21 protein-coding genes are annotated in these 26413 nt (G+C 69.5%); 15 read left to right on the top strand and 6 right to left on the bottom strand.

What is annotated here, in order from left to right:
- Window positions 1–71 precede the first annotated feature (71 nt).
- Both ABB34_RS08665 and ABB34_RS08660 read left to right on the top strand, forming a co-directional pair.
- Entirely contained in the window at window positions 72–2819 is a 2748-nt protein-coding gene (locus ABB34_RS08665; protein ID WP_057640915.1) for a TonB-dependent receptor, read from the top strand.
- Between the two features lie 140 nt (window positions 2820–2959).
- Window positions 2960–6754, top strand: a complete 3795-nt coding sequence (locus tag ABB34_RS08660) for a LamG-like jellyroll fold domain-containing protein (RefSeq protein ID WP_083490124.1) — start codon at window positions 2960–2962, stop codon at window positions 6752–6754.
- 106 nt (window positions 6755–6860) lie between these two features.
- Here ABB34_RS08660 and ABB34_RS08655 read toward each other — a convergent pair whose 3' ends face one another.
- From ABB34_RS08655 to ABB34_RS08645, 3 genes are read right to left on the bottom strand one after another with little or no spacing between them, the layout of a single operon-like run.
- Window positions 6861–7460, bottom strand: a complete 600-nt coding sequence (locus ABB34_RS08655; protein ID WP_057640914.1) for a cysteine dioxygenase family protein — start codon at window positions 7458–7460, stop codon at window positions 6861–6863.
- A gap of 50 nt (window positions 7461–7510) precedes the next feature.
- Window positions 7511–9115, bottom strand: a complete 1605-nt coding sequence (locus tag ABB34_RS08650) for a carboxylesterase/lipase family protein (protein WP_057640913.1) — start codon at window positions 9113–9115, stop codon at window positions 7511–7513.
- A complete protein-coding gene (locus tag ABB34_RS08645) occupies window positions 9112–10110 on the bottom strand; it encodes an alpha/beta hydrolase (protein ID WP_083490123.1) in 999 nt (332 codons plus the stop codon). The genes ABB34_RS08650 and ABB34_RS08645 overlap by 4 nt, the downstream gene beginning before the upstream one ends.
- Before the next feature lie 130 nt (window positions 10111–10240).
- Here ABB34_RS08645 and ABB34_RS08640 point away from each other — a divergent pair, with 130 nt between their 5' ends.
- The 9 genes from ABB34_RS08640 (at window position 10241) to ABB34_RS08600 (ending at window position 18105) form a co-directional block, all read left to right on the top strand.
- On the top strand, window positions 10241–11065 hold the full coding sequence (locus tag ABB34_RS08640) for a 2-keto-4-pentenoate hydratase (protein WP_057640912.1): 825 nt from the start codon (window positions 10241–10243) through the stop codon (window positions 11063–11065).
- Between the two features lie 34 nt (window positions 11066–11099).
- Window positions 11100–12104, top strand: coding sequence for a TRAP transporter substrate-binding protein (locus tag ABB34_RS08635; protein ID WP_057640911.1), 1005 nt, complete (start codon window positions 11100–11102; stop codon window positions 12102–12104).
- Window positions 12105–12116: 12 nt separating this feature from the next.
- On the top strand, window positions 12117–12635 hold the full coding sequence (locus ABB34_RS08630) for a TRAP transporter small permease (RefSeq protein ID WP_057640910.1): 519 nt from the start codon (window positions 12117–12119) through the stop codon (window positions 12633–12635).
- Window positions 12636–12638: 3 nt separating this feature from the next.
- Window positions 12639–13922, top strand: coding sequence for a TRAP transporter large permease (locus tag ABB34_RS08625; protein WP_057640909.1), 1284 nt, complete (start codon window positions 12639–12641; stop codon window positions 13920–13922).
- Window positions 13923–14063: 141 nt separating this feature from the next.
- A complete protein-coding gene (locus tag ABB34_RS08620) occupies window positions 14064–15122 on the top strand; it encodes a LacI family DNA-binding transcriptional regulator (protein WP_057640929.1) in 1059 nt (352 codons plus the stop codon).
- A 170-nt stretch (window positions 15123–15292) separates the two neighbouring features.
- Window positions 15293–16048 carry a 2-dehydro-3-deoxy-D-gluconate 5-dehydrogenase KduD gene (gene kduD, locus ABB34_RS08615; RefSeq protein ID WP_057640908.1) on the top strand — a complete coding sequence of 252 codons (756 nt, stop codon included), beginning with the start codon at window positions 15293–15295 and terminating at the stop codon, window positions 16046–16048.
- 109 nt (window positions 16049–16157) lie between these two features.
- Window positions 16158–16796 (top strand): RpiB/LacA/LacB family sugar-phosphate isomerase, encoded by a 639-nt coding sequence (locus tag ABB34_RS08610; protein ID WP_057640907.1) that lies wholly within the window; start codon window positions 16158–16160, stop codon window positions 16794–16796.
- Window positions 16797–16994: 198 nt separating this feature from the next.
- Window positions 16995–17594, top strand: coding sequence for a GTP cyclohydrolase I FolE (folE, locus tag ABB34_RS08605; RefSeq protein ID WP_057640906.1), 600 nt, complete (start codon window positions 16995–16997; stop codon window positions 17592–17594).
- A gap of 133 nt (window positions 17595–17727) precedes the next feature.
- On the top strand, window positions 17728–18105 hold the full coding sequence (locus ABB34_RS08600) for an MAPEG family protein (protein WP_057640905.1): 378 nt from the start codon (window positions 17728–17730) through the stop codon (window positions 18103–18105).
- Window positions 18106–18162: 57 nt separating this feature from the next.
- On the opposite strand, the gene ABB34_RS08595 is transcribed toward ABB34_RS08600, so the two are convergent.
- Entirely contained in the window at window positions 18163–18906 is a 744-nt protein-coding gene (locus ABB34_RS08595; protein ID WP_152979558.1) for an SDR family NAD(P)-dependent oxidoreductase, read from the bottom strand.
- 99 nt (window positions 18907–19005) lie between these two features.
- A complete protein-coding gene (locus tag ABB34_RS08590; RefSeq protein WP_057640904.1) occupies window positions 19006–19782 on the bottom strand; it encodes a sulfite exporter TauE/SafE family protein in 777 nt (258 codons plus the stop codon).
- A gap of 79 nt (window positions 19783–19861) precedes the next feature.
- On the opposite strand from ABB34_RS08590, the gene ABB34_RS08585 reads away from it, so the two are divergent.
- From ABB34_RS08585 to ABB34_RS08570, 4 genes are read left to right on the top strand one after another with little or no spacing between them, the layout of a single operon-like run.
- The gene (locus tag ABB34_RS08585) at window positions 19862–20257 is read left to right on the top strand and encodes a YchJ family metal-binding protein (RefSeq protein WP_057640903.1); all 396 of its coding nucleotides are present in this window, start codon (window positions 19862–19864) and stop codon (window positions 20255–20257) included.
- Window positions 20258–20312: 55 nt separating this feature from the next.
- On the top strand, window positions 20313–21608 hold the full coding sequence (gene egtB, locus ABB34_RS15705; protein ID WP_057640902.1) for an ergothioneine biosynthesis protein EgtB: 1296 nt from the start codon (window positions 20313–20315) through the stop codon (window positions 21606–21608).
- Complete coding sequence (gene egtD / locus ABB34_RS08575; protein ID WP_057640901.1) at window positions 21608–22582, top strand: L-histidine N(alpha)-methyltransferase; 975 nt, start codon at window positions 21608–21610, stop codon at window positions 22580–22582. The genes egtB and egtD overlap by 1 nt, the downstream gene beginning before the upstream one ends.
- A gap of 57 nt (window positions 22583–22639) precedes the next feature.
- Window positions 22640–24796 (top strand): lytic murein transglycosylase, encoded by a 2157-nt coding sequence (locus ABB34_RS08570; protein WP_057640900.1) that lies wholly within the window; start codon window positions 22640–22642, stop codon window positions 24794–24796.
- Window positions 24797–24871: 75 nt separating this feature from the next.
- On the opposite strand, the gene ABB34_RS08565 is transcribed toward ABB34_RS08570, so the two are convergent.
- Entirely contained in the window at window positions 24872–26056 is a 1185-nt protein-coding gene (locus ABB34_RS08565; RefSeq protein ID WP_057640927.1) for a benzoate/H(+) symporter BenE family transporter, read from the bottom strand.
- Window positions 26057–26413: the final 357 nt, after the last annotated feature.

Here is a 26413-nt window from a genome sequence, read left to right as displayed (position 1 = left end):
GACCAGCGGTGTCATTGACCGCGGGCATAACGAATTCATACCGCATGTTGGCCTTTGGAGAGGGGAAGCACATGTATTCCTGCCGCAAGCAGAACAAGACACCGGTTACCTTGCTCGCGCTGTCGATCAGCCTGGCGCTGGCCGGTACCGCCACCGCCCAGGACGCCGGCACCGCCGCGACCGAACTGGACACCGTGACCGTCACCGGCTACCGCGCCAGCGTCGAGAAGGCGCTGGACATCAAGCGTGGCGAGGCCGGCATGGTCGACGCCATCGTCGCCGAGGACATCGGCAAGTTCCCGGACAGCAACCTGGCCGAATCGCTGCAGCGCATCCCGGGCGTGGTCATCACCCGCGACGGCGGCGAGGGCCGGCAGATCACCGTGCGCGGCCTCGGCCCGGACTTCACCCGCGTGCGCATCAACGGCATGGAGGCGCTGAGCACCGTCGGCAGCAGCGACGGCCAGGGCGGCACCAACCGCAGCCGCGGCTTCGACTTCAACGTGTTCGCCTCGGACCTGTTCTCGCAACTGGTCGCGCGCAAGACCGCCTCGGCCGACGTGGACGAGGGCTCGCTGGGCGCCACCGTCGACCTGCGCACCGCGCGCCCGTTCGACTACGACGGCCTGACCGTCGTCGGCAACGTGCAGGCCGCCTACAACGACGCCTCGGAGTCGGCGATGCCGCGCTTCGCCGGCCTGATCGCCAACAGCTGGGCCGACGGCAAGGTCGGTGCGCTGCTGTCGGTGGCCTATTCCGAGCGCAAGACCGTGGAAGAAGGCACCGGCACCGTGCGCTGGGCCGGCGGTGACAAGAACGGCGGCTTCAACCCGGCTTCGACGTTCACCGACGCATTGCGCCCGGACGTCTATGCACCGCGCTTCCCGCGCTACACGCTGATGGAGCACGACCAGAAGCGCCTGGGCGTGACCGGCGCATTGCAGTTCAAGCCCAGCGACCGCACCAGCTTCAACCTCGACGCGCTGTACTCGAAGATCGACGCCAAGCGCGACGAGAAATACATCGAGGCCAACGGCCTGAGCAAGAGCAGCGCCGACGGCAAGCCGCAGGTCCTGGTCAACGACGGCGAGGTGCGCAACGGCGCACTGGTCTATGCGCAGATGGACAACGTCGATATCCGCGCCGAGAACCGCCATGACGAATGGAGCACGGATTTCTACCAGCTCAGCCTCGACGGCGAACACAAGCTGACCGACAGCTTCACCATCACCGGCAAGATCGGTACCTCGAAGTCCAAGCACGAGAACCCGGTCCAGGCCACCATCATGATGGACAAGCTGGACGTGCAGGGCTACAGCTACGACTACCGCAACAGCCTGACCCGGCCGGTGTTCAACTACGGCGTGGACCCGACCGACCCGAATGGCTGGACCCTGTCCACCATCCGCCTGCGCCAGAACGAGGTGACCAACGAGTTCCACAACGGCCAGCTGGAGTTCAACTGGGTCGCCGGCCCGTCGTTCACCCTGGCCGGCGGCGTGCAGGCCAAGAACTACAGCTTCGACTCGCTGGAGCGCCGCCGCACCGGCAACGAGGCGCTGGTGCCGACCTTCGACGATGGCACCACGACGGTCCCGGCCAACCTGACCGATCTGGCCAGCCTCAACGGCCTGAGCGGCGCACCCGGCAAGTGGGTGGTGCCGGACTTCGGCGCCATCGCCAGCATGTTCGACATCTTCAGCAACGAGGGCATGTTCGCCCTGGTCGACTATGCCGCCAGCATGCGCAGCGTGGAGGAACAGGACCGCAGCGGCTGGTTGATGGGCCAGTTCTCCACCGAGATCGGCTCGATCCCGCTGTCGGGCAACATCGGCGTGCGCCACGTACGCACCAAGCAGGTTTCCTCGGGCATCGCCACCGCCAGCGGCACCCCGGTGGCGACCACGGTCGGCCGTGAATACAACGACACCCTGCCGTCGCTGAACCTGGTGGCCGAGATCACCCCGGACTTCCTGGTGCGCTTCGCCGCGGCCAAGGTGATGTCGCGCCCGGGCCTGGGCAGCCTGACCCCGGGCGTGACGGTCAACGTCAGCGGCAGCGCGAAAACCGTCAGCGGCGGCAACCCGTTCCTCGACCCGGTGCGCGCCAAGAGCTACGACCTGGGCTTCGAGTGGTACTTCGACGAAGGCGCGATGCTCGGCGCGACGCTGTTCTACAAGGACATCGACAGCTTCATCCAGAACACCCGCGAGAGCCGCACCTATGCCGACAGCGGCCTGCCGGCGAGCCTGCTGGAAGGCCTCAACGCCAGCCCGAGCGACGAGTTCGTGTTCACCGTGCCGATCAATACCCCCGGCGGCAAGCTGCAGGGCGCGGAGTTCAACTACGTGCAGCCGTTCACCTTCCTGCCGGGCAAGTGGTCCAACCTCGGCGCGCAGCTGAACTACACCTACGTCGATTCGGACATCCAGTACCTGCTGTCCTCCGGCGCGGCCGCGCAGAAGGCGGCGATGACCGGGCAGTCGAAGAACTCGTGGAACGCCACGCTGTTCTACGAAGGCGACCGTTTCTCCGGGCGCGTGTCGGCCACCAACCGCAACGACTACCTGATCCAGGTGCCGGGCACCGAGGCCGGCTTCAACAGCGAGGCCAACGGCGTGCACGGGCAGAGCGGCAGCACCATCGTCGATGCCTCGCTGCACTACCGCATCAACGACCGGCTGGAAGTCAGCCTGGAAGGCGCCAACCTGACCAACGAGGCGCAGGAGTCGTGGGTGGCCAACCCGTCGGTGTCGCTGCCGCTGGAGTACAGCCAGACCGGCCGTACCTACACGGTGGGCCTGCGCTACAAGTTCTGATGCTGCAAACCCTTCCCGGCGCAATGCCGGGAAGGGCCTCCGATGGTGCGACGCAGGATGTGATGGCGCAGGCGCGTCGCTAACTTGGCCCACCGCGCGCGGAACCGGCACGCCGCCCGCACGCTTCCAAGAGACGCACGATGTCACCCCACCCGACCCGCCGTACCCTCGGCCTGCTGTTGCTGGTTTCCGCGCTGTCCGCCGCTCTCCCGGTGGCGGCGCACTCTTCGCCGCCGGAGCTGCTGTTCCGCGTTTCGGCCGACAAAGGTTTCGCCGCCGATACCGCGCGGGGCGACGCCGTCCCCAACTTCCAGGACAAGGTGGCGCTGGTCGACGACGGCGCGCACGGCCGCGCGATCCAGTGGCAGGACGACGGCGTGCTGTCGTGGAACGCACCGGGCAACATCCGCGCCGAGCGCGGCACCCTGTCGTTCTTCTGGCGCTCGCGCTACGCGGTGGGCGAAGCGCCGTTCGTGATCTTCCGCGTCGGTTACGCCGACCACAGCAGCTGGGACATGGCGTGGCTGCGCATCGACTGGAACGGTCACGGCTTCGACGCCTTCGTCACCGACGCCAACCTCGCCCGCACCCGCGTTTCCTTCCGGTTGGAAAAGAACCCGTCACCTCAACAATGGCAGCACATCGCCTTCGCCTGGGACGAGGACAAGGGCGTGCGCCTGTTCCTCGACGGCAAGGAGGTGGCGCGCGCCGACGCCACCGGCGACTACGATGCCGCGCTCGACCAGCTCGGCCTGGCCGGGCGGGTGATGGCGCCGTACCAGGTGCAGAGCCGCTACAACTTCCTGCGCGGCAGCGACGTCGACGAGATCCGCGTCTACGACCGCATGCTCGACGCCGAAGGCATGGCCGCGCTGGCGCGCAATGCCGAGCCGCGCAGCGGCGAGCCCGCCGGCGCGTCGCAGCGTGCGTGGTGGCATCGCTACGGCTGGGATGGCGCGCCGCCACCCTTGCTGGCCACGCCGGTGACGACGATCCGCAAGGTCGAGTTCGCCGACGTCAAGGACAAGAAGCAGTGGATGTGGAAGGGCACCGACGGCATTGCCGAAACCACCTGGCCCGGCGTCTACAACCGCTCGCGCCTGCCCGGCCGCAACGACTACTTCCAGCTGCCGGACTGGAACACCTACGTCGAAGGCGGGCAGAACCTCGACCTGACCGTGCCCGATGGCGAAACCATCAACCGCATCGAGATCCGCGGCGCGGCGTTCGGTGAATTGCAGGGCAGCGCCGGCACCCTGTTCACCCGCCCAAAGGGCGTGGTGCGCAGCGTCGACGAATTCGCCGCGCAGGCCGGCGGCACGCTGCGCTTCGCCAATGCCGAACAGGAAACACCGATACAGGAAATCTGGGGCTATCACGTCAGCGATGCCGCCGAGCCGCAGGGTACGGTCAAGCAGCGCTACGTCATCGACAGCAGGGTGTTGCCGGACTACACCAACGTCGCCGCGCTGCGCGGCTACATCGACGGCCGTTTCGCCCCGGACGAGCGCAGCACGGTGATGGCGCTGCCCAAGGGCGCCGGCTCGCGCATGCGCGCGGCCGATACGCTGCCGGCGCACCCGCAACCCATCGTGCACGTGCTGGTACCGTCCGGTGTCGGCGATGCGCCGGCGGCGCAGCCGCTGATCCGCAGCTGGGCCTATAGCTGGGAGAACATGCACGACGGCCTCGACGGCGTGGCCATCGACCTCCCCGCGTTGGACCTGCCGGCCACGCATGACGGCGTCATTCCGCTGGACATCCGCATCAAGGACCCGATCTGGCCGGCGCGCGACATGATCGACGTGTCGGTATCGGTGAAGCCGGGGCAGGCGCGCACGCTGTGGCTGGACCTGCGCGACCGCATCCTCACCGCCGACAGCCTGTGGATCACCATCGCCTCGGCTGCGCCCGGCTTCAACGCCGCCTCGCTGGATGGCGCCGAAGTGCGGCTGGTGTTCAAGGATCGACGGGAAGCATTGAAGGAACACGTCGCCGACCGCTTCAACCAGGTGCGCGACAACTGGGCCTTCCTGGTCGAGGAGCACACCACCTCCAAGCGCCAGCGGCTGTATGCGCGCGTGTATGCCGACCTGAGCGACCTGCTGCGCGTCGATCCGGAGCACGAGCTGGGCCGTCTGTACTGGAACTACATCAGCTACAACAGCCAGGGCCGGCCGCCGTTCACGCAGCCGCAGCCGCCGAAGGGCGTGCCGCTGTGGGCGTTCCGGCAGGTGGAGGAACTGAAGTACGTGCGCCGCTTCGTCGACTGGTGGATCGACAACCGCCAGGTCGGCTACGGCGATTTCGGTGGTGGCATTTCCGACGACACCGACCTCACCCAGCAATGGCCGGGGCTGGCGCTGATGGGCGTGGAGCCCGAGCGCCTCAACGCCTCGCTGACCGCGCTGTCCGATGCGGTGTACAGGAACGGCATGTTCTCCAATGGCCTGAGCAGCATCGAGACCGACGAGCTGCACGCCTACGAGGAAGGCATCAACGCCAACAGCGCGATGCTCTACCTCAACTGGGGCGACCCACTGACCGTCGAGCGCTTGATGGAGACGGTCAAGGCGTTCGACGAGCGCATCGTCCTGCCCAATCCGCAGGGCCACCTGCTGTTCTCCAGCAACTGGTACGGCGGCAACAAGGTCTACCGCGAGCCGAACTGGCAATGGCAGAAGCCGTACTCGTTCCCGGCGTTGCACCCGGCGTTCCTGGTCGGCGAATACAACGCCGATCCCACAGGCCGCAAGCTGGTGACAGGCCTGGCCGACGGCTACCTCGCCCACGCCTATACCGACGGCAAGGGCCGCTGGGCGCTGCCGAACGAGATCAACTGGGCCACTGGCGCCACCCGCGGCGGCGAGCTGAACCAGGGCTCGGGCAGCGGCGACGTCATCCACACCTTCTGGGCGGCGTGGCGCTGGACGGGCAACGACAAGTACCTGAAGGCGCTGGATTACCGCGTGGTGCGCGGCGGGCCGAACGCCTTGTCCAACCTTGGCGAGAACTTCATCGACGCGCTCGGCCGCCAGCAGGATTGGGGCCGGCAGCTGCGGGCCGACGCCGACAAGGGCGGCGGCGGTTTCGCCAACGTCGTGGCATGGCAGACCAGTGGCGACAAGCGCTATCTGGAAACCCTGCATGCCGAGGGCATCCAGGCCAAGGCGCAGCGCGAGTACATGAACACCGAGGGCCATTGGTGGAGCGACCGCGTCGAGGCGCCCAGCGAGTTGCTGCAACGGCTGCGGCTGGGCGGCATCGCGCTCAAGCGCAACCAGAGCTGGCCCGGCCACACGGTGAGCTGGCGCTTCGCCCGGCCCGGCGCCGCCGAGCAGGTGGCGCTGCTGGTGCATGCACCCTCGCGCGAACGCTTCAAGGTCATCGCCTGGAACCTCGGCGACACGCCGGTGGACGCGGTGATGACCGGCTGGAACGTCGCCGCGGGCACGTGGCGCATCCGCAGCGGCATCGACCGCGATGGCGACGACGCCATCGACGGCAGGCCGCAGGTGCGCGAGGTGGCGCTGGAGCGCAGCGTCGGCACGTCGTTGCGCTTCGCGCCGAAGCAGGCGCAGGTGTTCGAGTTCGAGTTGGTCGAAGCGGGTACGCCGGTGGAAACCCGCGCCGACCTCGGCATCGGCCGCGGCGATTTGAAGATCGAGGAAGGACGCGTGCGCTTGACCGTGCACAGCCTCGGCCACGTCGCCACGTTGCCCGGCCATGCCGTGATCGAGGATGCACGTGGCCGCGAGGTGGCGCGCGTTGCGATTCCCGCATTGGAAGCGCCCCTCGACCTGCGGCCGCGCACGGCGACGGTGGAATTGCCGCTGCCGGCCGGCTTCGACCGCAAGAACGCCAGCGTGCGGGTGGCGCAGGACGGCGATGCGGAGGAAGTGACGCTGCTCAACAACCGGTTGCCATTGCGCTGAATTGCCCTTCACCACGACGTACCCCGTAGGAGCGCACCTTGGTGCGCGATGGGCCTTGCCGGGAAATCCCCATCGCGCACCAAGGTGCGCTCCTACGGGGCAGGTATCAGGCGTCGGTCTGCATCAACCGGCTCTCACGCCGGTACCACCCCTCGCGCCCGGCCTCCGGCACGAACACCGTGCAATGCGCCAGCGGCCGCTGGTAGACGTGCACCGAGATCGCGGTTTCCTCGTCGCTGGCGTTGCGCAGCACGTGGTATTCGTCCGGCGGGATCAGGTTGCCGGTGCTGCCGCGTTCGCCGGCCCGGGCGGGCAGGGGTTCGAGGCGGCAGCGGTCGCCGCGGCTTTCCAGCAGGCGGTGCGGGGTGAAGCGCAGGGCGCCCTGCCACACGCCTTCCACGCACCACAGGCCGTCGTGGTCGTGCAGCGGCGTGCCCTGCCCCGGTCCCCAGGTCATGGCGATGATGCTGTAGCCGTAATGCGCGCTGCGGTACAGCTCGCGACGCGCGTAGTGCCCGGTGATCGGTGCGTGCACGCAGTCCGGCAGCACGATCAGCGGATCGGCGATGGCGGCCAGCAGCGCGCGCTCGACCCCCGCCACCACCGTGGCGGTGTCCGTGGCGCCGATCGCCGCGTCGAGCGCGTCCACCAGCCGCTGGCGACCGGCGAAGTCGGGAAGCCGGGCATCGGTTGCATCTGAAATCATGCCGCCAGTCTAGGGCAGGCCGGTGAACATTCCGTTCGCCTACGACCTCTTCAGAGCGTGCCGCGCTGGAGGAAGGGGGCCTGCCGGTAGAGCCGGCGTTCGCCGCCGCGCGGGTCGTCGGCCAGCCGGCTTTCGTCGTCGAACACCAGCGTCTGCCGGCGCGGCAGCGTATACGGCTCCCAGCGTGGCAGGCCGGGATGGTTGGGATCGCCGTGGCGGGCGAAGGCGAGCAGGGCATCGCTGATTGCCGCGGCCATGTGCGTGGCGCTTTCGCCCATGCCGGTGCGCGAACCGGGTTGGCCGGGGTTGTCGAACACCAACGGGATGTCGAGCGTGTGGTGCGCGCGCAGCCGGTCCGCCTCGCCGCCGCGGTCATACCAGTCCAGCTGGTAGGCCCACGTCGGCGCACCCTGCCGTGCGCGGGCTTCAAGCTCCTCCACCGCGCCGCGCCACGAGCGGCCGGCGGTGGTCGCGGCGAAGAACACCTCCGATGGCGTGTAGTGCGGGTACAGCCGGCGGTATTCGGCGATCACCTGCGAAGGCGGCAGGTCCACGTACTGCTGCGCTTCCAGCTTCGCCGGCAGCGCATCCCAGTCCAGAGCGAAATTGGCCGGGTCGCCGCCGAGGAAGGCGCGGGTTTCGTCGTGGGTATTGCCGATCACCATCGGTATGCCGGCCGACTGCGCCGGGGCCTCGGGCCAGAACGGGTGCGCCGGCAGGTGCCGTCCGTCCAGCACCGGGCCGAAGTAGAGCGCGGTGTCCTCCACCCGCGAAGGGTCGCGGAGCTTCAATGCCTCCAGCAGCATTTGCATCGGCAGCGTGCGCAGCGTTTCGGGATCGGCCCTGAAATGGTCGAGCACCCGTTGCGCGCGCTGCGTGGCCGCGCGCGGGCCGGCGGCGGTGACCTGCTGGCCACTCATGGTCCATGCGCGGTGGAACAGTCCGCTGGCCGCCGGCATTGCCATCAGCGTGGCGATCTTGGCGCCGCCGCCGGACTGGCCGAACACGGTGACGTTGCCGGCGTCGCCACCGAACTCGGCCGCGTGTTGGCGCACCCACTGCAGGGCCTGGACCAGGTCGAGCTGGCCGGCGTTGCCGGAATCGGCGAAGGCCTCGCCGCCCGGCTGCGCCAGATACAGGTAGCCGAACAGGTTGAGCCGGTGGTTGACGCTGACCACCACCACGTCGCCGCGCCGGCACAGGTTGCCGCCGTCGTACAGCGCATCGCTGCCGGAGCCGTTGTTGAAGCCGCCGCCGTGGATGTAGACCAGCACCGGGCGCCTGCCGCCGTCGCGCAGGGCCGGCGTCCACACGTTGAGGTACAGGCAATCCTCGCTTCCCGGTCCTTCGCCACCGTTCTGCGGTGCCGAAGGACCGTAGTCCAGCGCGTCGCGCACGCCGCGCCACGGGGTTTCGGGCAATGCCTGCCGGAAGCGCCGTGGCGCGGTATCGCCGCCATAGGGAATGCCGCGGAAGACATGGATGCCGTGTTCGGTCTGCCCGGCGACGCGGCCACTGCGCAGGCGTGCGATCGGGCTGGGCTGGCCGCGTGCGGCGGCGGCCGGCAAGGCGTTCGCCAAGCCGGCGGCGAGCGTGCAGAACGCGCCGCTACGCAGAAAATGGCGGCGCTGCGGATCGTCGGGCATGGCGCTCATGGCGCGGCCTCCACGGCCTGCGCGGCGATCCAGTCCAGCGCCAGCCGCGGCCACGCGGCCGTGGTCAGGCCGGCGGTGCCGCGTATGCCGAAGCCGTGGCCGCCGTGCGGGAACACGTGCAGCTCGGCGTCCACGCCGGCGCGGCGCAGGCGGTCGAACATCATCAGGCTGTTGCCGACCGGCACCGCGTCATCGTCGGCGGCGTGCAGCAGGAAGGTGGGCGGGGTGTCGGCGCGCACCTGCGTCTGCATGGAATAACGCTGTTGCAGCTCCGGCGTGGCATGCGGGCCGAGCAGGCGGTCGCGCGAGCCGGGGTGGGCATCCGGCCCGGCCATGTCGATCACCGGGTAGACCAGCAGCTGGAAATCCGGGCGTGCGCTTTCGCCGTCGATGGCGTCGGTGGCCGGATGGACGATCTGGTCGAAACCATTGCCCAGCCGCGCGGCCAGGTGCCCGCCGGCGGAAAAGCCGATCGTGCCGACGCGCCGTGGGTCCACGCCCCATTCACTGGCGCGGTGGCGGATCAGCCGCAACGCGCGCTGCGCGTCGGCCAGCGCCGCCTCGCGGTCGTCGCGGCCCTCGCCCGGCAGCCGGTAGCGCAGCACGAACAGGGTCACCCCGCCCTGTTCGACGAAGGCCGGCACCAGCGCGCTGCCTTCCTTGTCCAGTACCACCCGCTGGTAGCCGCCGCCGGGGATGACCAGCAGCGCGGTGCCGTTGGGCCGGTGCGGGCGGTACACCACCAGCCAGGGCTCGCTGACATGGGTGACGTAGCGATCGGGCAGCGCCGGGTCGGCGCTGCGCTCGACCAGCCGCATCGGTTCCTGCAACAGTTTGTCCCCCGGTGCCAATCCATCCGGCCACAGGGCCACGCGGTCCGGCGAGCCGGCTCCCGGCTCGGCTTCGCCGGCGGCCCGTGCCGGTCCGCCGCCAAGCCCGGAAACCGCGGCAAGAGCCAGTAACAACAAGGGTTTGAAGAGATTCGATGGCGACATGGGAAACCTCGCGGGACGGTGCCGGGGGGCAACGTGGTGCGTTGCACATTGCCATATGACACCGGTTTACCATATACAGCATCCACAGCACTGTCGATGGGCGGTGCAGCAACGCCACCAGGAGAATCACTTGAGCAACGACCCAGGCAGCCAGGACCCGGCCGTTTCCGTGCTGGACGACATCGCCCGCCAATTCGTGGAGGCGCGCCGCGCCGGCCGTTCGCTCGCGGATTTCCCCGGCGCGATCCCGCCGGATCTGGTCACCGCCTACCGCGTGCAGGACCTGGCCATCGCGCGCTGGGACGATGCGGTGGTCGGCTGGAAGGTCGGCTACATCGCCGCCGAGCGCCGCGATGGTTCCGGCGACGAGCGGCTGCTGGGGCCGGTGTTCTCGCGCAATCTCTGGAATGCTACCGGTAGCATCGTGGATATCCCGGTGTTTTCCGGCGCCGGTGGCTTCGCCGCGGTCGAGGCCGAATACGTGCTGCAACTGGAAGCCGATGCGCCCGCCGACAAGCTCGACTGGACCCCAGAAGCCGCCGCCGCGCTGCCCGCACGGTTGTTTACCGGGGTGGAAGTGGCCAGCAGCCCGCTGGCGACGATCAACGTGCTGGGGCCGCGGGTGGTGGTCTCCGATTTCGGCAACAACAATGGGCTGGTGCTGGGGACGGAGATCGTGGACTGGATGCGGCTGGACGAAGCGCGGTTGCTGGCGCGCACCGAGATCGACGGCAACGTGGTCGGCATCGGCGGCGCCAACAACCTGCCCGGTGGCCTGCGCGCGGCCTACGCGTTCGCGTTGTCGCGCTCGGCAAAGCGCGGGCGGCCGTTGAAGAAGGGCGAATTGATCGCCACCGGCAACGCCACCGGCATCCACGACATTGCCGTCGGCCAGCAGGCGGTGATCCGCTTTGAAGGTTACGGTGAAATTTCCTGCAGGGCCGTGGCCGCCTGAGCGGCACCCGCGGCGAACGAGCGTGGAGGGCGCAATGATCACTCGCAGAGGTTTTCTCGCCACCGGCCTGGGCGCGCTCGGCGCGTCGGCGCTGGCCGGCTGTTCCGGCAGCGGCAACGGCACGGCCGTGGGCGGCCGCCTGCTGACCGCCACCGACGTGCACGTGGCCGACTACCCCACGGTCACCGCGGTCAAGTGGATCGGGCAGGAGCTGGAGCGCCGCAGCGGCGGCCGCCTGCGGCTGGCGCAGTACCACTCCGGCCAGCTTGGCCGCGAGTCGGAGGCGATCGACATGGCGCGCTTCGGCGCCATCGACATCACCCGGGTCTATTCCGGCGCGCTGAACAACGCTTTCCCGCTGACCCGGGCGCTGTGCCTGCCCTACGTGTTCGACTCGGTCGCGCACATGCGCGCCGCGCTCGATGGCGGCATTGCCGACGCGGTGCTGGCCGGCTTCGAGAGCCGCGACCTGGTCGGCCTGGCGATCTACGACTCCGGCGCGCGCTGCTTCTACAACACCAAGCACCCGATCGTGGAGCCGCACGACCTGCACGGCCTGAAGCTGCGCGTGGCCAGCTCGGACATCTTCCTGCAGCTGATGCGCCTGTTCGGGGCCAACCCGACGCCGATGTCGCTGGGCGAGACGTTCTCCGGCATGGAGACGCACATGATCGACGGCGCCGAGAACAACATGCGCAGCTTCCATTCCAGCCGCCACTTCGAGGCCGCGCACTACTGGTCGGAGAGCCGCCATTCGTATGCGCCGGACATCCTGCTGATGTCGCGGCGCAGCTTCGACGCGCTGGCCGCGGACGATCGCCGCCTGCTGCTGGAGCTGGCGCGCGAGTCGGTGCAGGTGATGCGCCGCGAGTGGGACGCCTCCGAGGACAAGGCGCGGCAGGAAGTGCTGGCCCACGGGGTGAAGGCCAACGAGGTCGACGTCGCCGCGTTCGCCGCCGCCGCCGCCCCGCTGCTGCGCGACTACCTGCGCCAGCCGGAGATCGCCGCCCTGCACCGCCGCATCCGCGAATTCGCCTGAGGCCCGCCGCGCATGTCACAGACCCACCCATCCCCAACGCCGGCCGGCGCCCAGCGCATGCTGGAAAAGCTGGCCAGCCTGGTCATCCACGTCGCCGCCGCCGCCCTGCTCGGGCTGGTGGTGGTGCAGGGCTGGCAGGTGTTCGCCCGCTACGTCATCAACGATTCGCCGAGCTGGACCGAGCCGGTCACGCTGCTGCTGCTGAGCACGGCGATGAGCCTGGGCGCGGCCGCCGGCGTGCACACCAACCGCCACTTCGGCTTCTACCTGCTGCACGACCACTTCGGCCCGCGCTTGAGGATGCTGGTCGATGCGCTGGTGCAGCTGGTGGTGGCCGCCATCGGCGCGGTGCTGGCCTGGTGGGGCTGGCTGCTGTGGGTGGATGGCCTGCACATCAAGGCGGCCGGCGCCGACCTGCCGCAGAGCGTGAACTACCTGCCGTTGAGCATCGGCGGCGCGCTGATGGCGCTGTTTGCATTGAACCGGCTGTGGCTGGCGCTGCGCCCGGCCGCCGGCGAAGGAGACCGCTGAATCATGGGTATCGCAATCCTGTTCCTGGTGTTCGCCGTGCTGCTGCTGATCGGCGTGCCGGTGGCCTACGCGCTGGCCGCCGCCGCGCTGGCCACCCTGCTCTACCTCGACTTGCCGGCGGTGGTGCTGGTGCAGCAGGTCTCCGCCGGCACCGGCACCGCCTCGCTGATCGCCATCCCGCTATTCATCTTCGCTGGCGAGATCATGATGCGCGGCGGCATCTCCGAGCGCCTGATCGCGCTGGCCGCCTCGTTGGTCGGGCGCCTGCGCGGCGGCCTGGGGCAGGTGTCGATCCTGTCCTCGCTGTTCTTCGGCGGCGTCTCCGGCTCGGCCATCGCCGATGTCTCGGCGGTCGGCGGCACGATGATCCCGCAGATGGTGCAGCGTGGCTACGACCGCGACTTCGCGGTCAACGTCAGCATCACCGCGGCGCTGGTGGCGCTGCTGGTGCCGCCCTCGCACAACCTGATCCTGTTCTCGGCCGCGGCCGGCGGCGGCCTGTCGATCGCCGACCTGTTCGCCGCCGGCATCGTCCCGGCGCTGTTGATGACCGTGGTGCTGATGGTCACCGGCTACGCGGTGGCGCGGCGCCGCGGCTACGGCGTGGAGGCCTTCCCCGGCCTGCGCGCGGTGCTGCTGCGGCTGGTCGCAGCGCTGCCCGGCCTCGGGCTGGTGGCGCTGATCTTCGTCGGCATCCGCGCCGGCATCTTCACCGCGGTGGAGTCGGCGGCCATCGCCGTGGTCTACGCGCTGCTGGTCACCAGCGTGCTGTACCGGCAACTGCGCTGGCGCGTGTTCCTGGAGACGGTGGTGCATGCCGCGCGCAGCACCGGCGTGATCCTGTTCGTGATCGCCACCGCGGCGGTGTTCGGCTGGCTGCTGGCCTACCTGCAGGTGCCGGCGGCGGCGGTGGAATTCCTGCAGTCCTTCGCGCACGGCAGGTTCATGGTGCTGCTGATGATCGTGGTGATGCTGCTGCTGCTGGGCACCTTCATGGACCTGGCGCCGCTGATCCTGATCTGCACGCCGATCTTCCTGCCGGTGGCGCGCGCCTACGGCATCGACCCGATCCACTTCGGCCTGGTGCTGGTGCTGGCCGGCGGCCTGGGGCTGGTGACGCCGCCGGTGGGCTCGGTGCTGTTCATCGGCACCGCCATCGGCAAGATCAGCGTCGGCGAAAGCATGAAGACGATCTGGCCGTTCTGGCTGGCCGGGCTGGCGGTGCTGCTGCTGGTGGCGTTCTTCCCGGAAATGTCGCTGTGGCTGCCGGCGTTGCTGCGCAGCTGAGCATCGCCGCCGCCGGTGGCGGTCGTTTCCCGTACGCACGGGTATATCAGGCTGCATCGGGCTACCATCGGGGCCCGGCCGGCGCCGCTGTTGCCGTTGCCGCCCCGCTAGAATCCGTTCCCGCTGGATGGTTTGAAGGACATGTCATTGCGCAAGAAGGCCGATTCCGACACCACGACCAGGCCCTTGGGCAGGCCGGCGACGATCAACGACATCGCGCGGCTGTCCGGCGTCTCCAAGAAAACGGTGTCGCGGATCATCAACAACTCGCCGCTGGTGCGCAAAGACACCCGCGACAAGGTCGAGGCGTTGATGCGCGAGGTCGGCTACGCGCCGGACCCGCTGGCGCGCGGGCTGGCGTTCCGGCGCTCGTTCCTGATCGGCATGGTCTACGACAACCCCACCGCGCAGTACCTGGTGGACATGCAGTACGGCGCGCTCGACGCGCTGCGCGGCTCCAGCTTCGAGCTGGTGGTGCACCCCTGCGACACCCGCAGCCCCGGCTACATCGAGGGGGTCAAGCGCTTCGTGCAGCAGCAGAAGCTGCACGGCGTGATCCTGGTGCCGCGCGCTTCGGAAGACCAGGCGCTGGCCGACATGCTCGACGAGATCGGCTGCCGCTACACCCGCATCGCCTCGGCGGCGCTGGACGAAAGCGCGCAGATGGTGGTGACCCACGACCACGACGGTGCCGCCGAGGCGGCCGACTACCTGCTCTCGCTCGGCCACCGCGACATCGCCCTGGTCACCGGCCCCGGTGCCTACCGCTCCGCCCACGACCGCACCGCCGGCTTCCTTGGCGCGCTGGCCCGGCGCGGCATCGAGCTGCCGCCCGAGCGCATCATCGAGGCCGGCTACACCTTCGAGTCGGGCGTGGCCGCGGCCGAGAAGCTGCTGCTGGGCAAGCAGCGGCCGACCGCGATCTTCACCGGCAACGACGAAATGGCCGCCGGCGTCTACAAGGTCGCCATGCGCACCGGCATCAACATCCCGCGCGAGCTGTCGGTGGTCGGCTACGACGACAGCCCGCTGGCCTCGCGGCTGTGGCCGTCGCTGACCTCGGTGCGGCGCAATACCCGTGACACCGGGCGCACCGCCGCGGCCATGCTGATCCAGCCCGAGGGCCAAGCCGCGCTGCAGATCGCCAGCGTGCGCCCGCACCTGATCGTGCGCGATTCCTGCCAGCCGCCGCTGGATTGACCCCCCAAGCCATTGTTCCGGAAAGGGAACCAGGTGTCCCGCAGTGCAAAATGACACCGGTTTACCAATTGGCTATGATGGCCCCGCAATGCATCGGCGGCGGTACCGCCCCGGGCAATGATCGCCAGCAGGCGCCCCAACCCGCACTACCGCTCAGGGAGAGGAACAGCATGTCGAATCCATTCAGTCTCGAAGGCAAGGTCGCTTTGGTAACCGGTGCCAATACCGGCCTGGGCCAGGGCATCGCCGTGGCGCTGGCCGCCGCCGGTGCCGACATCGCCGGCGCCGGCATCGTCCCGGCCGAGGAAACCGGCGAGAAGGTGCGCGCGCTGGGCCGCCGCTTCCTCAACATCGAAGCCAACCTGATCAGCATCGAGCCGGTCGAGCGGGTGGTTGCCGAAACCGTCGCCGGCCTCGGCCGCCTCGACGTGCTGGTCAACAATGCCGGCCTGATCCGCCGCGCCGACGCGGTGGAGTTCAGCGAGAAGGACTGGGACGACGTGATGAACGTCAACATCAAGTCCGCGTTCTTCATGAGCCAGGCCGCCGGCAGGCACTTCATCGCCCAGGGCCGCGGCAAGATCATCAACATCGCCTCGATGCTGTCCTTCCAGGGCGGCATCCGGGTGCCGTCCTACACCGCCTCCAAGAGCGGCATCGCCGGCATCACCCGGCTGCTGGCCAACGAATGGGCGGACAAGGGCGTGACCGTCAACGCCATCGCCCCGGGCTACATGGCCACCGACAACACCGCGCAGCTGCGCGCCGACGAGGACCGCAGCAAGGCGATCCTCGACCGCATCCCGGCCGGCCGCTGGGGCAAGCCGGAAGACCTGGGCGGTGCGGCGGTGTTCCTGGCCTCGGCCGCCTCGGACTACGTCAACGGCGCGATCATCCCGGTCGACGGCGGCTGGCTGGCGCGCTGATCCGTGGTTCCCTCTCCCGCCGGGAGAGGGTGCCCGAAGGGCGGGTGAGGGTACGCCTACCCGCCTGCATCCGGATTCATTCCCCCACACCGAAACAGAGAGTCACGCAATGAAAATCGCCTTGATGCAGGAATTCAGCCAGGCCGCCAAGAACCCGGTGGTGCTGGAACAGCTCAATACCGTCGCCGCCGCGCAGGGCCACCAGGTGTTCAACGTCGGCATGGACGGCGACAACGACCACCGCCTGACCTACATCCACCTGGGCATCTGCGCCGCGCTGCTGCTCAACGCCAAGGCGGTGGATTTCGTCGTCGCCGGCTGCGGCACCGGCCAGGGCGCGATGATGTCGCTCAACGCATGGCCGGGCGTGTACTGCGGCTACTGCATCGAGCCGACCGACGCGTTCCTGTTCGCCCAGGTCAACAGCGGCAACGCGCTGTCGCTGCCGTTCGCCAAGGGCTTCGGCTGGGGCGCGGAAATCAACATCCGCTACATCTTCGAGAAAGCCTTCGCCGGCGAGCGCGGCCAGGGCTACCCGGTCGAGCGCAAGGAATCGCAGATGGCCAACGCCGGCATCCTGGCGCAGGTCAAGCAGGGCGCGTCGAAGGACTTCATCGACGGCCTGAAGGCGATCGACCCGGAACTGGTCAAGCAGGCCATCGGCGGCGAGCGCTTCCAGAAGGCGTTCTTCGACAACGCGCAGGACGCGGACATCGTCGCTTACGTGAAGGGCGTGCTGGGCAAGTAAGCACGCGCCGGACAGAGCAACACCCCTCCCCGGGGCCCTCCCTTGCGCGCCGCGCAAGGGAGGGGATTGCTGCCGGAAGGCGGCACTGGACAAGGGCGCCAACGGGCGCCCTTCGTCGTTGCATGCCCTGCGCCTGCGGTGCCCGCCGCGTACCCGGCTGGTAGCATATCCACCCCCGAAATCCAGGCGCTGTCCGTCATGGCCGATCCCGAGAACCCGTCCGTCACCCAGGCCCAGGCCGAGGAGGCCGTGCGCACCCTGCTGCGCTGGGCCGGTGAAGACCCCGCCCGCGAGGGCCTGCTGGATACCCCGCGGCGGGTGGCCGAGGCCTACGGCGACTGGTTCAAGGGCTACCACGACGACCCGCGCGAATACCTCGAACGCACTTTCGAGGAAGTGGCCGGCTACGACGAGATGATCGTGCTGCGCGACATCGAGTACGAAAGCCATTGCGAGCACCACATGGCGCCGATCATCGGCCGCGTGCACGTGGGCTACGTGCCCGACGGCCGCGTGGTGGGCATCTCCAAGCTGGCGCGCGTGGTCGAGGCCTACGCGCGTCGCTTCCAGGTGCAGGAGAAGATGACCGCGCAGATCGCCGACTGCATCCAGGACGTGCTGCGGCCGCTGGGCGTGGGCGTGGTGGTGGAGGGCGCGCACGAGTGTATGACCACCCGCGGCATCCACAAGCGCGGCGTCAGCATGGTCACCTCGCGCATGCGCGGCACCTTCCACGACGACGCCCGCACCCGCGCCGAGTTCCTGCGCTTCATCGAAGTAGGCCATGCACGGCGCTGAAGCGCTTGCTTTGAAAGCCCCTCTCCCCACGGGAGAGGGGCTGGGGTGAGGGGCGAGCGAAGTCGGTGATACCGGAATTGTCGTGTTCCCACCGCCCCACTCCCATGACGTTCAAGAATCACGGAAGAACCCAATGCACTACATCGAACTGGTCGCCCTGCTCGCCGTCGCCCAATACCTGTTCTTCGGCGCGATGGTCGGCCGCGCGCGTGGCCGCTACGGCGTGAAGGCACCGGCGGTCACCGGCCACGAAGGCTTCGAGCGCGCGTACCGGGTGCAGATGAACACCTTGGAATTGATGGTGGCCCTGCTGCCGTCGCTGTTCGTCGCCGCGCGCTTCTGGCCGGCCGGCTGGGTGGCCGGGATCGGCGCGGTCTACCTGCTCGGCCGCTTCGTCTACTGGCGCGCCTACGTCGGCAACCCGGCCAGCCGCGCGTTGGGCTTCATGCTGTCGATGCTGCCGGTCATCGTGTTGCTGCTGATGGCGTTGGCCGGCGCGGTACTGCGCTGAACCGTCCGCAGCATTGAAATCGGGGAACCGTAAGGCTCCCCGGCATATTGGCCGCCATCACCGCGCCGAAAAGCCGCCATCCACGAGGTGGTAGCTGCCGGTGATGAACGAGGCCTGCTCCGACAGCAGGAAGCAGGTCAGCGCCGCCACCTCCTCCGCGCTGCCCAGGCGCCCGATCGGGTGCAGCCCGACCAGGCCGTCGTAGGCCGCGCGGTCCATGCCCGCCAGCAGCGGCGTGTCGATGAAGCCCGGCCCGACCGCGTTGATCCGCAGGCCCTGCGCCGAATATTCCAGCGCCGCGGTCTTGGTCATGCCGACCAGCGCGTGCTTGGCCGCCACGTAGGCGGTCGAACCGGCCCAGCCGTTGCTGCCGAGGATCGAGGCCATGTTGACGATGGCCCCGCCGCCGCTGGCGAGGATCGCCGGGATCTCGTACTTCATCGAGAAGAACACGCCGTGCAGGTTCACGCCGAGCACGCGGTGCCATTCCTCCAGCGGGTAATCGGCGGTGGGCAGGCTGGCGCCGCCGATGCCGGCGTTGTTGACTGCCAGGTGCAGGCCGCCGTATTCGGCCACGCTGGCGTCCACCAGCTGCCGTACCGCATCGGCGTCGCCGACGTCCAACTGCCGCGCGCGGGCGCCGCTGCCGAGGGATTCGGCCACCGCTTCGGCGGCGGCGAGGTCCAGGTCGGCGACGACGACCCGCGCGCCGTTCGTCGCCAGTTGCCGGGCCACGGCCTCGCCGATGCCCGATGCCGCGCCGGTGACCAGCGCGACCTTGCCGGAAAAATCCAGGTGCATGAGGGTCTCCACGGGCGGCGAGGGAGGCCGCCTCGGCGCCATCATGGGCACAGCTGCATGCGGTCCGCGTTGCGCCGGATCAAATCGGCAGGCCAGCGTTCAGCCGCCGAAGGTGTCCCACCCCATGCGCGCGATCAGCACCACCACCAACGCCAGGAACAGCCGGCGGATCAGCGGCGTGCCGCCGCGCAGGGCCATGCGCGTGCCGGCCACCGAGCCAGCGATGTTGGCCACCGCCATCGGCACCGCGAACACCAGCAGCACGTTGCCGCTGGGCACGAAGAACGCCAGCGCGGCGACGTTGGTGGCCAGGTTCACCACCTTGGAGGCGGCCGAGGCGCGCAGGAAATCCAGCCCGAAAAAGCGCACGAACAGGAAGATCAGGAAGCTGCCGGTACCCGGGCCGAAGAAGCCGTCGTAGAAGCCGATCACCGCGCCCATCGCCAGCGCGATGCCCAGTTCGCGGCGGCCGACCTCGCGCGGGCGGTGCAGCGCGCCGAAATCCTTCTTCGCCAGCGTGTACCCGAGCATCACCACCAGCAACGCGAGCACCAGCGGCCGCACCGCGCCCTTGGACAGCAGGCTCACCGCGGTGGCGCCGAGGAACGAGAACACGAACGCCGCGGCCGCGGCCAGCAGCACCGGCCGCCACGGGAAGCGCACCGAGCGCGCGTAGCGCCACGCCGCCGCGCCGGTGCCGAACATCGAACTGAACTTGTTGGTGCCCAGCAGCGCCGCCGGCGCCTGCTGCGGCAGGGTGGTGAACAGGCCGGGCAGCTGGATCAGCCCGCCGCCGCCGACCGCCGCGTCCACCAGCCCGGCGACGAAGGCGATGACGATCAGCCAAGGTAGTTCGGCGGGCAGCAGTTCCAGCATGGGGGGGCGTGGACGAGGGCGCGACAGCATACGCCCGCGACGGCTGGTGGCGGCAGCGGCGGCGGTGGGAAAATGCGCCATGCCGATCGCCCCCACCTCCCCCTGCCCCTGCGGCCTTGGCCCGGCCTATGGCCAGTGCTGCGGCCGCTACCACGCCGGCGCCGCCGCACCCGATGCCGAGGCGCTGATGCGCTCGCGCTACAGCGCCTATGTCACCGGCGATGCCGACTACCTGCTGGCCAGTTGGCATCCCACCACCCGGCCACCCGCGTTGTCGCTGGACGACCCACCGGGCCAGCGCACGCAATGGCTGGGGCTGGACGTGAAGCGCCACCGCGTCACCGGCACCGACAGCGCCGAGGTGGAATTCGTCGCCCGCTACCGCATCGGCGGCGGCCGCGCGGTGCGCATGGCCGAGCACAGCCGCTTCGTGCGCGAAGGTGGCCGCTGGTACTACCTCGACGCACAGGGCTGAGCGCCGGCGCGGGCCATGACGCCGCGCTAACCGGGCTTGGGCAAGCATCGGCGGCATGCAGATCTCCAGCGCCGCCCTGCTGAAGGCTTCCGGCACCGCGACCGCACCGGCCACGCTGGCCGAGCGCTACGGCCGGGTGCGCCGGGCCAGCATGGCCCTGGCCGCGCCTCTGTCGGCCGAGGACGCGATGCTGCAGAGCATGCCCGACGCCAGCCCGGCCAAGTGGCACCTGGCGCACACCAGCTGGTTCTTCGAGCAGTTCGTGCTGGGCCTGCAACCGGGCTACCGGCCGCTGCATCCGCACTGGCAGGCGCTGTTCAACAGCTACTACCAGAGCATCGGCCCGGCGCATGCGCGCGCCCGGCGCGGCCTGCTGTCGCGGCCGACGCTGGCACAGGTGCTGGAATACCGCGCGCAGGTCGATGAACGCATCGGCCGCTGCCTGCATGCCGATGCATTGGATGAACCGGCGCAACGGCACCTGCTGCTTGGCCTGCAACACGAGCAGCAGCACCAGGAACTGCTGCTGACCGACATCAAGCACGCGCTGTGGAGCAACCCGCTGCAACCGGCCTATCGCGACGACCTGCCGCCCGCGGCGAGCGATGCCGCGGGCAGTGCGTGCTGGCTGCCGTTCCCCGAGCGCATCGTCGAAATCGGCGCGCCGCCCTGGCCGGCAAATGCGGGCTTCGCCTACGACAACGAATCACCGCGCCACCGCGTGCTGGTGCCGGCGCATGCCCTGGCCAACCGCCCGTTGAGCAATGCCGAATACCGCGCCTTCATCGACGACGGCGGCTACCGCGAGCCTCTGCTGTGGATGAACGACGGCTGGGCGCAGCTGCAGGCCGGCCAATGGCGCCACCCGCTGTACTGGGACGACGCGCTGGAACGCGAATACACGCTGGGTGGCTGGCGTGCGCTGGACCCGGACGCGCCGGTCTGCCACCTGGGCTGGTACGAGGCCGATGCCTGCGCGCGCTGGGCCGGCGCCCGGCTGCCCACCGAGTTCGAATGGGAAGCGGCGGCCGCGGCCTGCGCGCCCGCCGGCAATTTCGCCGACACCGGGCTGCTGCATCCGGCGGCGCAGGCCGGGGATGCGGGCCGGCCGCGGCAGCTGTTCGGCGACGTCTGGGAATGGACCGCCAGCGCCTACGGCCCCTACCCCGGCTTCCGCCCGCTGCCGGGCAGCGCCGGCGAATACAACGGCAAGTTCATGTGCGGCCAGCAGGTGCTGCGCGGCGGCAGCTGCGCCACCCCGGCCGGGCACGTGCGCGCCAGCTACCGCAATTTCTTCCCGCCCGCGGCACGCTGGCAGTTCTCCGGCCTGCGCCTGGCCAGGGATGCCTGATGGCCATGCCGGAACCGTTCCCGGCCGCCCTGGTCGATCGCCGTCCCGACCGCGCCACCATCACCGCCGACGTGCTCGCCGGCCTGTCGGCGCGGCCGCGCACGCTGTCGTCCAAGTATTTCTACGACGCACGCGGCTCGGCATTGTTCGAGCGCATCACCCGCCAACCGGAGTACTACCTCACCGGCGCCGAACTGGAACTGCTGCAACAGGTGCTGCCGCAGATCGCCGCGCAGGTCGGGCCGCAGGCGCGGGTGGTCGAGTACGGCAGCGGCAGCGGCCGCAAGACCCGCCTGCTGCTGCGGGCGCTGACGGACGTGGTGGCCTACACCCCGGTGGAGATCTCGCGCACCGCGCTGCTGGACAGCGTCGGTGCGCTGGCCGTGGATTTCCCGGACATCGAGATGCTGCCGGTCTGCGCCGACTTCACCGCCCCGCCCGCACTGCCGCCGGCGCGGCGCCCGGCGCGGCGCACGCTGCTGTTCTTCCCCGGTTCCACCCTCGGCAACTTCGTCGCCGAACAGGCCGTCGCCATCCTGCGCGGCATGCGCGCGGCGATGGGCCCGCACGGGCTGGCGCTGGTCGGCATCGACCTGGACAAGGACCCGGCCGTCATCGAAGCCGCCTACAACGACGCGGCCGGCGTCACCGCCGCCTTCACCCTCAACCTGCTGGCGCGCCTGAACCGCGAGATCGGCAGCGACTTCGACCTGCACGGCTTCGCCCACCGCGCCCGCTACGTGGTCGAGCGACAGCGCATCGAGACCTTCCTCGTCAGCCACAGCGAACAGGTGGTGCACGTGGCCGGCCATGCGTTCGCGTTCGCCGCCGGCGAGGCAATGCGGGTGGAATACAGCCACAAGTACGACGACGCCCGCTTCGCCGGCATGGCCGTGGCCGCCGGCCTGCGCGTGCGACAGGCGTGGGACGCGCCGGGGCGCATGTTCGGGCTGCGGCTGCTGCAACCGGCCTGAGCGGGCCGGTTTATCATCGGCCCTCGCCTGGAGTTGCGCGGCCGCAAGGAGCCAAGCATGAAACCGACCCCGGTAGTGCCGCTGCTGGCCCTGCTTGGCGCATTCGCCGCACCGGCCGCGCAGGCTGCCATTGCCGATTTTGGTACCTGTGGCGTCACCCTGCGCGGGGCCGCCCTCGGCAACGGCATGGCCGCCGAACGTTTCGACCGCCTGTTCGCCGACGTCGTGCCGGACCCGAGCGTGCTGACGCTGCTCGACGCCCAACCCGAGTTCACCACGCCCATCTGGGACTATCTCGCCGCGCTGGTGGACGAACAGCGCGTCACCGACGGCCGCGCCATGCTCGCCGCGCACCGGGAACTGCTCGACCGCCTTGCCGCGCAGTACGGCGTCGACCCCGCCACCGTGGTCGCGGTGTGGGGCGTGGAGAGCGACTACGGCCGCGTCACCGGCAAACGGCCGCTGTTGCAGTCGCTGGCCACGCTGTCCTGCAACGGTCGCCGCCAGCCGTTCTTCCGTGGCGAACTGCTGGCCCTGCTCACGCTGATCGACGGCGGCGACCTCGGCGCCGAAGGCCTCACCGGCTCTTGGGCCGGCGCCTTCGGCCAGACCCAGTTCATGCCCTCCACCTATGCGCGCATCGCGGTCGATGGCGACGGTGACGGCCGCCGTGATCTGGTCGCCAGCATTCCCGACGCGCTGGCGTCCACCGCCAACTACCTCAAGCGGGCCGGCTGGCGCAACGGGCAACCGTGGGGCGTGGAAGTGCGCCTCCCCGCAGGCTTCGATGCCACCCTCGCCGGCCGCGGCAAGCGCAGGCCGTTGAGCGCATGGCGCACGCTCGGCCTCGTGCTGGCCGACGGCACGCCGCTGCAGGTGCCGACGATGGCCGACGACAGCGCCGCCGCGCTGCTGCTGCCGGCCGGCGCAAAGGGGCCGGCGCTGCTGGCGTTCCGCAACTACGACGCGATCTATTCCTACAACGCCGCCGAAAGCTACGCGCTGGCCATCGCCACCCTCGCCGACCGCCTGCGTGGCGGCAGCGGCCTGACGGCTGCGTGGCCCACCGACGACCCCGGCCTCGGCCGCAATGAACGCCGCGAACTGCAGACGCTGTTGCTCGCGCGCGGCCATCCCATCGGCAGCGCCGACGGCATGGTCGGCGACGCTACCCGCCGCGCCATCCGCATCGAGCAGCAGCGGCTGGGCTGGCCCGACGCCGATGGCCGCGCCGGCACCCGCATCCTGCAGGCCCTGCGCGATGCAGAACCTTCCGTCGCCACCGCGTTCAAGCTGCCGGCCAACCATGCGCAATTCACCCAATCCCCCATCGTGCAGAGCAGGATTCCAATGAAGGACGTGCAAGGCCTGAGTGCAGGCGATTTCAACGGCTTCGCCGCATGGAAGGTGGAAACCCCGTTCTCCACCGCCGCCATCAGCGTGTTTGGCGGCCAGCTGCTGTCGTTCGTGCCGAAGGACGGCGTCGAGGTGATGTGGTTGTCGCCCCTCGCCAAACAACCGCCGACGCCGATCCGCGGTGGCAGCCCGGTGTGCTGGCCGTACTTCGCGCGGCAAGGCCAGGGCAACGACGTGCCTTCGCACGGCTTCGTCCGCACCGTGCCGTGGGAATTGCGCAACGCGCGGCGCGAGAGCGACGGCACGATGGTGCTGACACTGGCCCCGCCGGCAATGGAAAACCTGTCGCTGAGGCTGACGATGACGCTGCGCATCGGCCGCGTGCTGGAGCAGGAGTTGCTCACCGAGAACACCGGCAGCCAGCCCGTCGCCTTCACCCAGGCCTTGCACAACTACTTCAACGTCAGCGATGCGCTGGCGGTCGATGTCGGCGGCCTCGATGGCCTGACTTATCTCGACAAGCTCGACGGCGGCAACGCCCACGTGCAGCAGGGCGACTGGAACCTGCGCGACCCGCGCGATCCCGGCCGCAGCGACCGCATCTACACCGCGGCCGGCGGTCGTTACGAACTGCGCGACCCCGGTTTCGCCCGCCGCATCGCCATCAGCACCGAAGGCAGCTACTCGGCGGTGCTGTGGAACGCCGGCGAACAGGCCGCGCAACGCATGCAGGACATCGGCGCCGGCTGGCGCAACTACGTCTGCATCGAGGCTGCCAACGTCGGCCCGGACGTGATCGAGCTGGCCCCGGGGGGCCGCCATGTCTTGAAGCAGGTATTCGAGGTCAAGCCGCTGTAGAGCTTGCCATTGAGGCCCCTCTCCTGCGGGAGAGGGGTTGGGGTGAGGGCCGGGTTCGCGACAGTATCGGCAGCGTCAGCGGACAGGCCGCCGCAACACCAGCAAGGCCACCCCGCCGGCCACCAGCCCCCAGAACGCCGAGCCGATCCCGCCCAGCGACAGTCCCGAAGCGGTCACCAGGAAGGTCAGCAACGCCGGCTCGCGCCCGCCCTCGTCCTTCAATGCCACCGCCAGGCTGTTGCCGATCGTGCCGAGCAGGGCGATGCCGGCCAACGCGGCGACCAGCTCCTTCGGGAATGCCGCGAACACCGCCGCCACGGTCGCCCCGAACAACCCGATCACGATGTAGAACGCGCCGGCGCATACCGCCGCCGGATAACGCAGCGCCCGGTCCTCGTGCACCTCGCGGCCCATGCAGATCGCCGCGGTGATCGCCGCCAGGTTCAACGCATAGGCGCCGAACGGCGCCAGCAGCGTGTTGGCCACGCCGATCCAGCCCACCACCGGCGATATCGGCGCGTCGTAGCCGGACGCCTTCAACACCGCCACGCCGGGCACGTTCTGCGAGGCCATCGTCACGATGAACAGCGGCAGCGCGATGCCGAACAACGCCGCCCACGACAGCGTCGGCGGCGTGAACAGCGGCCGTGCCAGCTGCAACTGCACCTGTTCGGCATGCATCAGCCCCTTGCCGGCGGCGACCGCCACGCCCACCAGCAAGGTGGCGATCACCGCATAGCGCGGGAACCACCGCCGTCCGGACAGGTAAACGGCCAGCATCGCCAGCACCAGCAGCGGCTGCGTGCCCACCGACGCGAACGCGTCCAACCCGAAGCGCAGCAGCACCCCGGCCAGCATGCCCGAGGCCAGCGACACCGGGATGCGCCGCATCGCCTTCTCGAACAGCCCGGAGAACCCGGCCGCGACCGTCAGCAGCGCTGCCAGCACGAACGCGCCGATCGCATCGGACAGCGGCAGCGTGCCCACGCCCACCACCAGCATCGCCGCACCGGGCGTGGACCATGCCGTCACCACCGGCATCCGGTAGCGCAGCGACAGGCCGATGCAGGTCACGCCCATGCCGATGCCCAGCGCCCACATCCACGAGGCGATCTCCACCTGTCCGGCGCCTAGTGCCTGCGCCGCCTGGAACACGATCACCGCCGAGCTGGCGAAGCCCACCAGCACCGTGATGAAGCCGGCGACGACGGCCGGCAGCGAGAGATCGCGGAAGAAGGAGCGCGCGGCGGTATCGGCCATCATGCAGGCAGCAGGGGGAGGTGGCCGCATTGTGGCCCACGTCCGGCCATCGCCCGAAGGGTGCGTGCAACCCCGCATTTGCCGAGTCTGGCGCGAACGGCACGAAGTTGATCCATCGCATCAACAAGCGTCGCGAAGCCATTGACGTATTCAGCGAAGTGTCTAGAATGCGCCGCCTTGCTTCAGTCCATGCGCTCGCTTGTCGGGCAGCGGGTCACGAAACAGGCCGCCGCTCCTGAAGTTGGGAGTTGACGGAAGCGAAAAGCCGGTCATAATAGGCGGCTCGCTTCGGCGCTGGCCCTTTGGGGTTGGGTTGAAGGGTCAACACTCTCTCGATGAGGTGTTGACGGCAACGAA

Source organism: Stenotrophomonas daejeonensis (genome assembly GCF_001431505.1).
Taxonomy (GTDB): domain Bacteria; phylum Pseudomonadota; class Gammaproteobacteria; order Xanthomonadales; family Xanthomonadaceae; genus Stenotrophomonas; species Stenotrophomonas daejeonensis.
The sequence above is the reverse complement of the archived record's forward strand: the minus strand, read 5'-3'. Positions and strand labels throughout refer to the sequence as shown.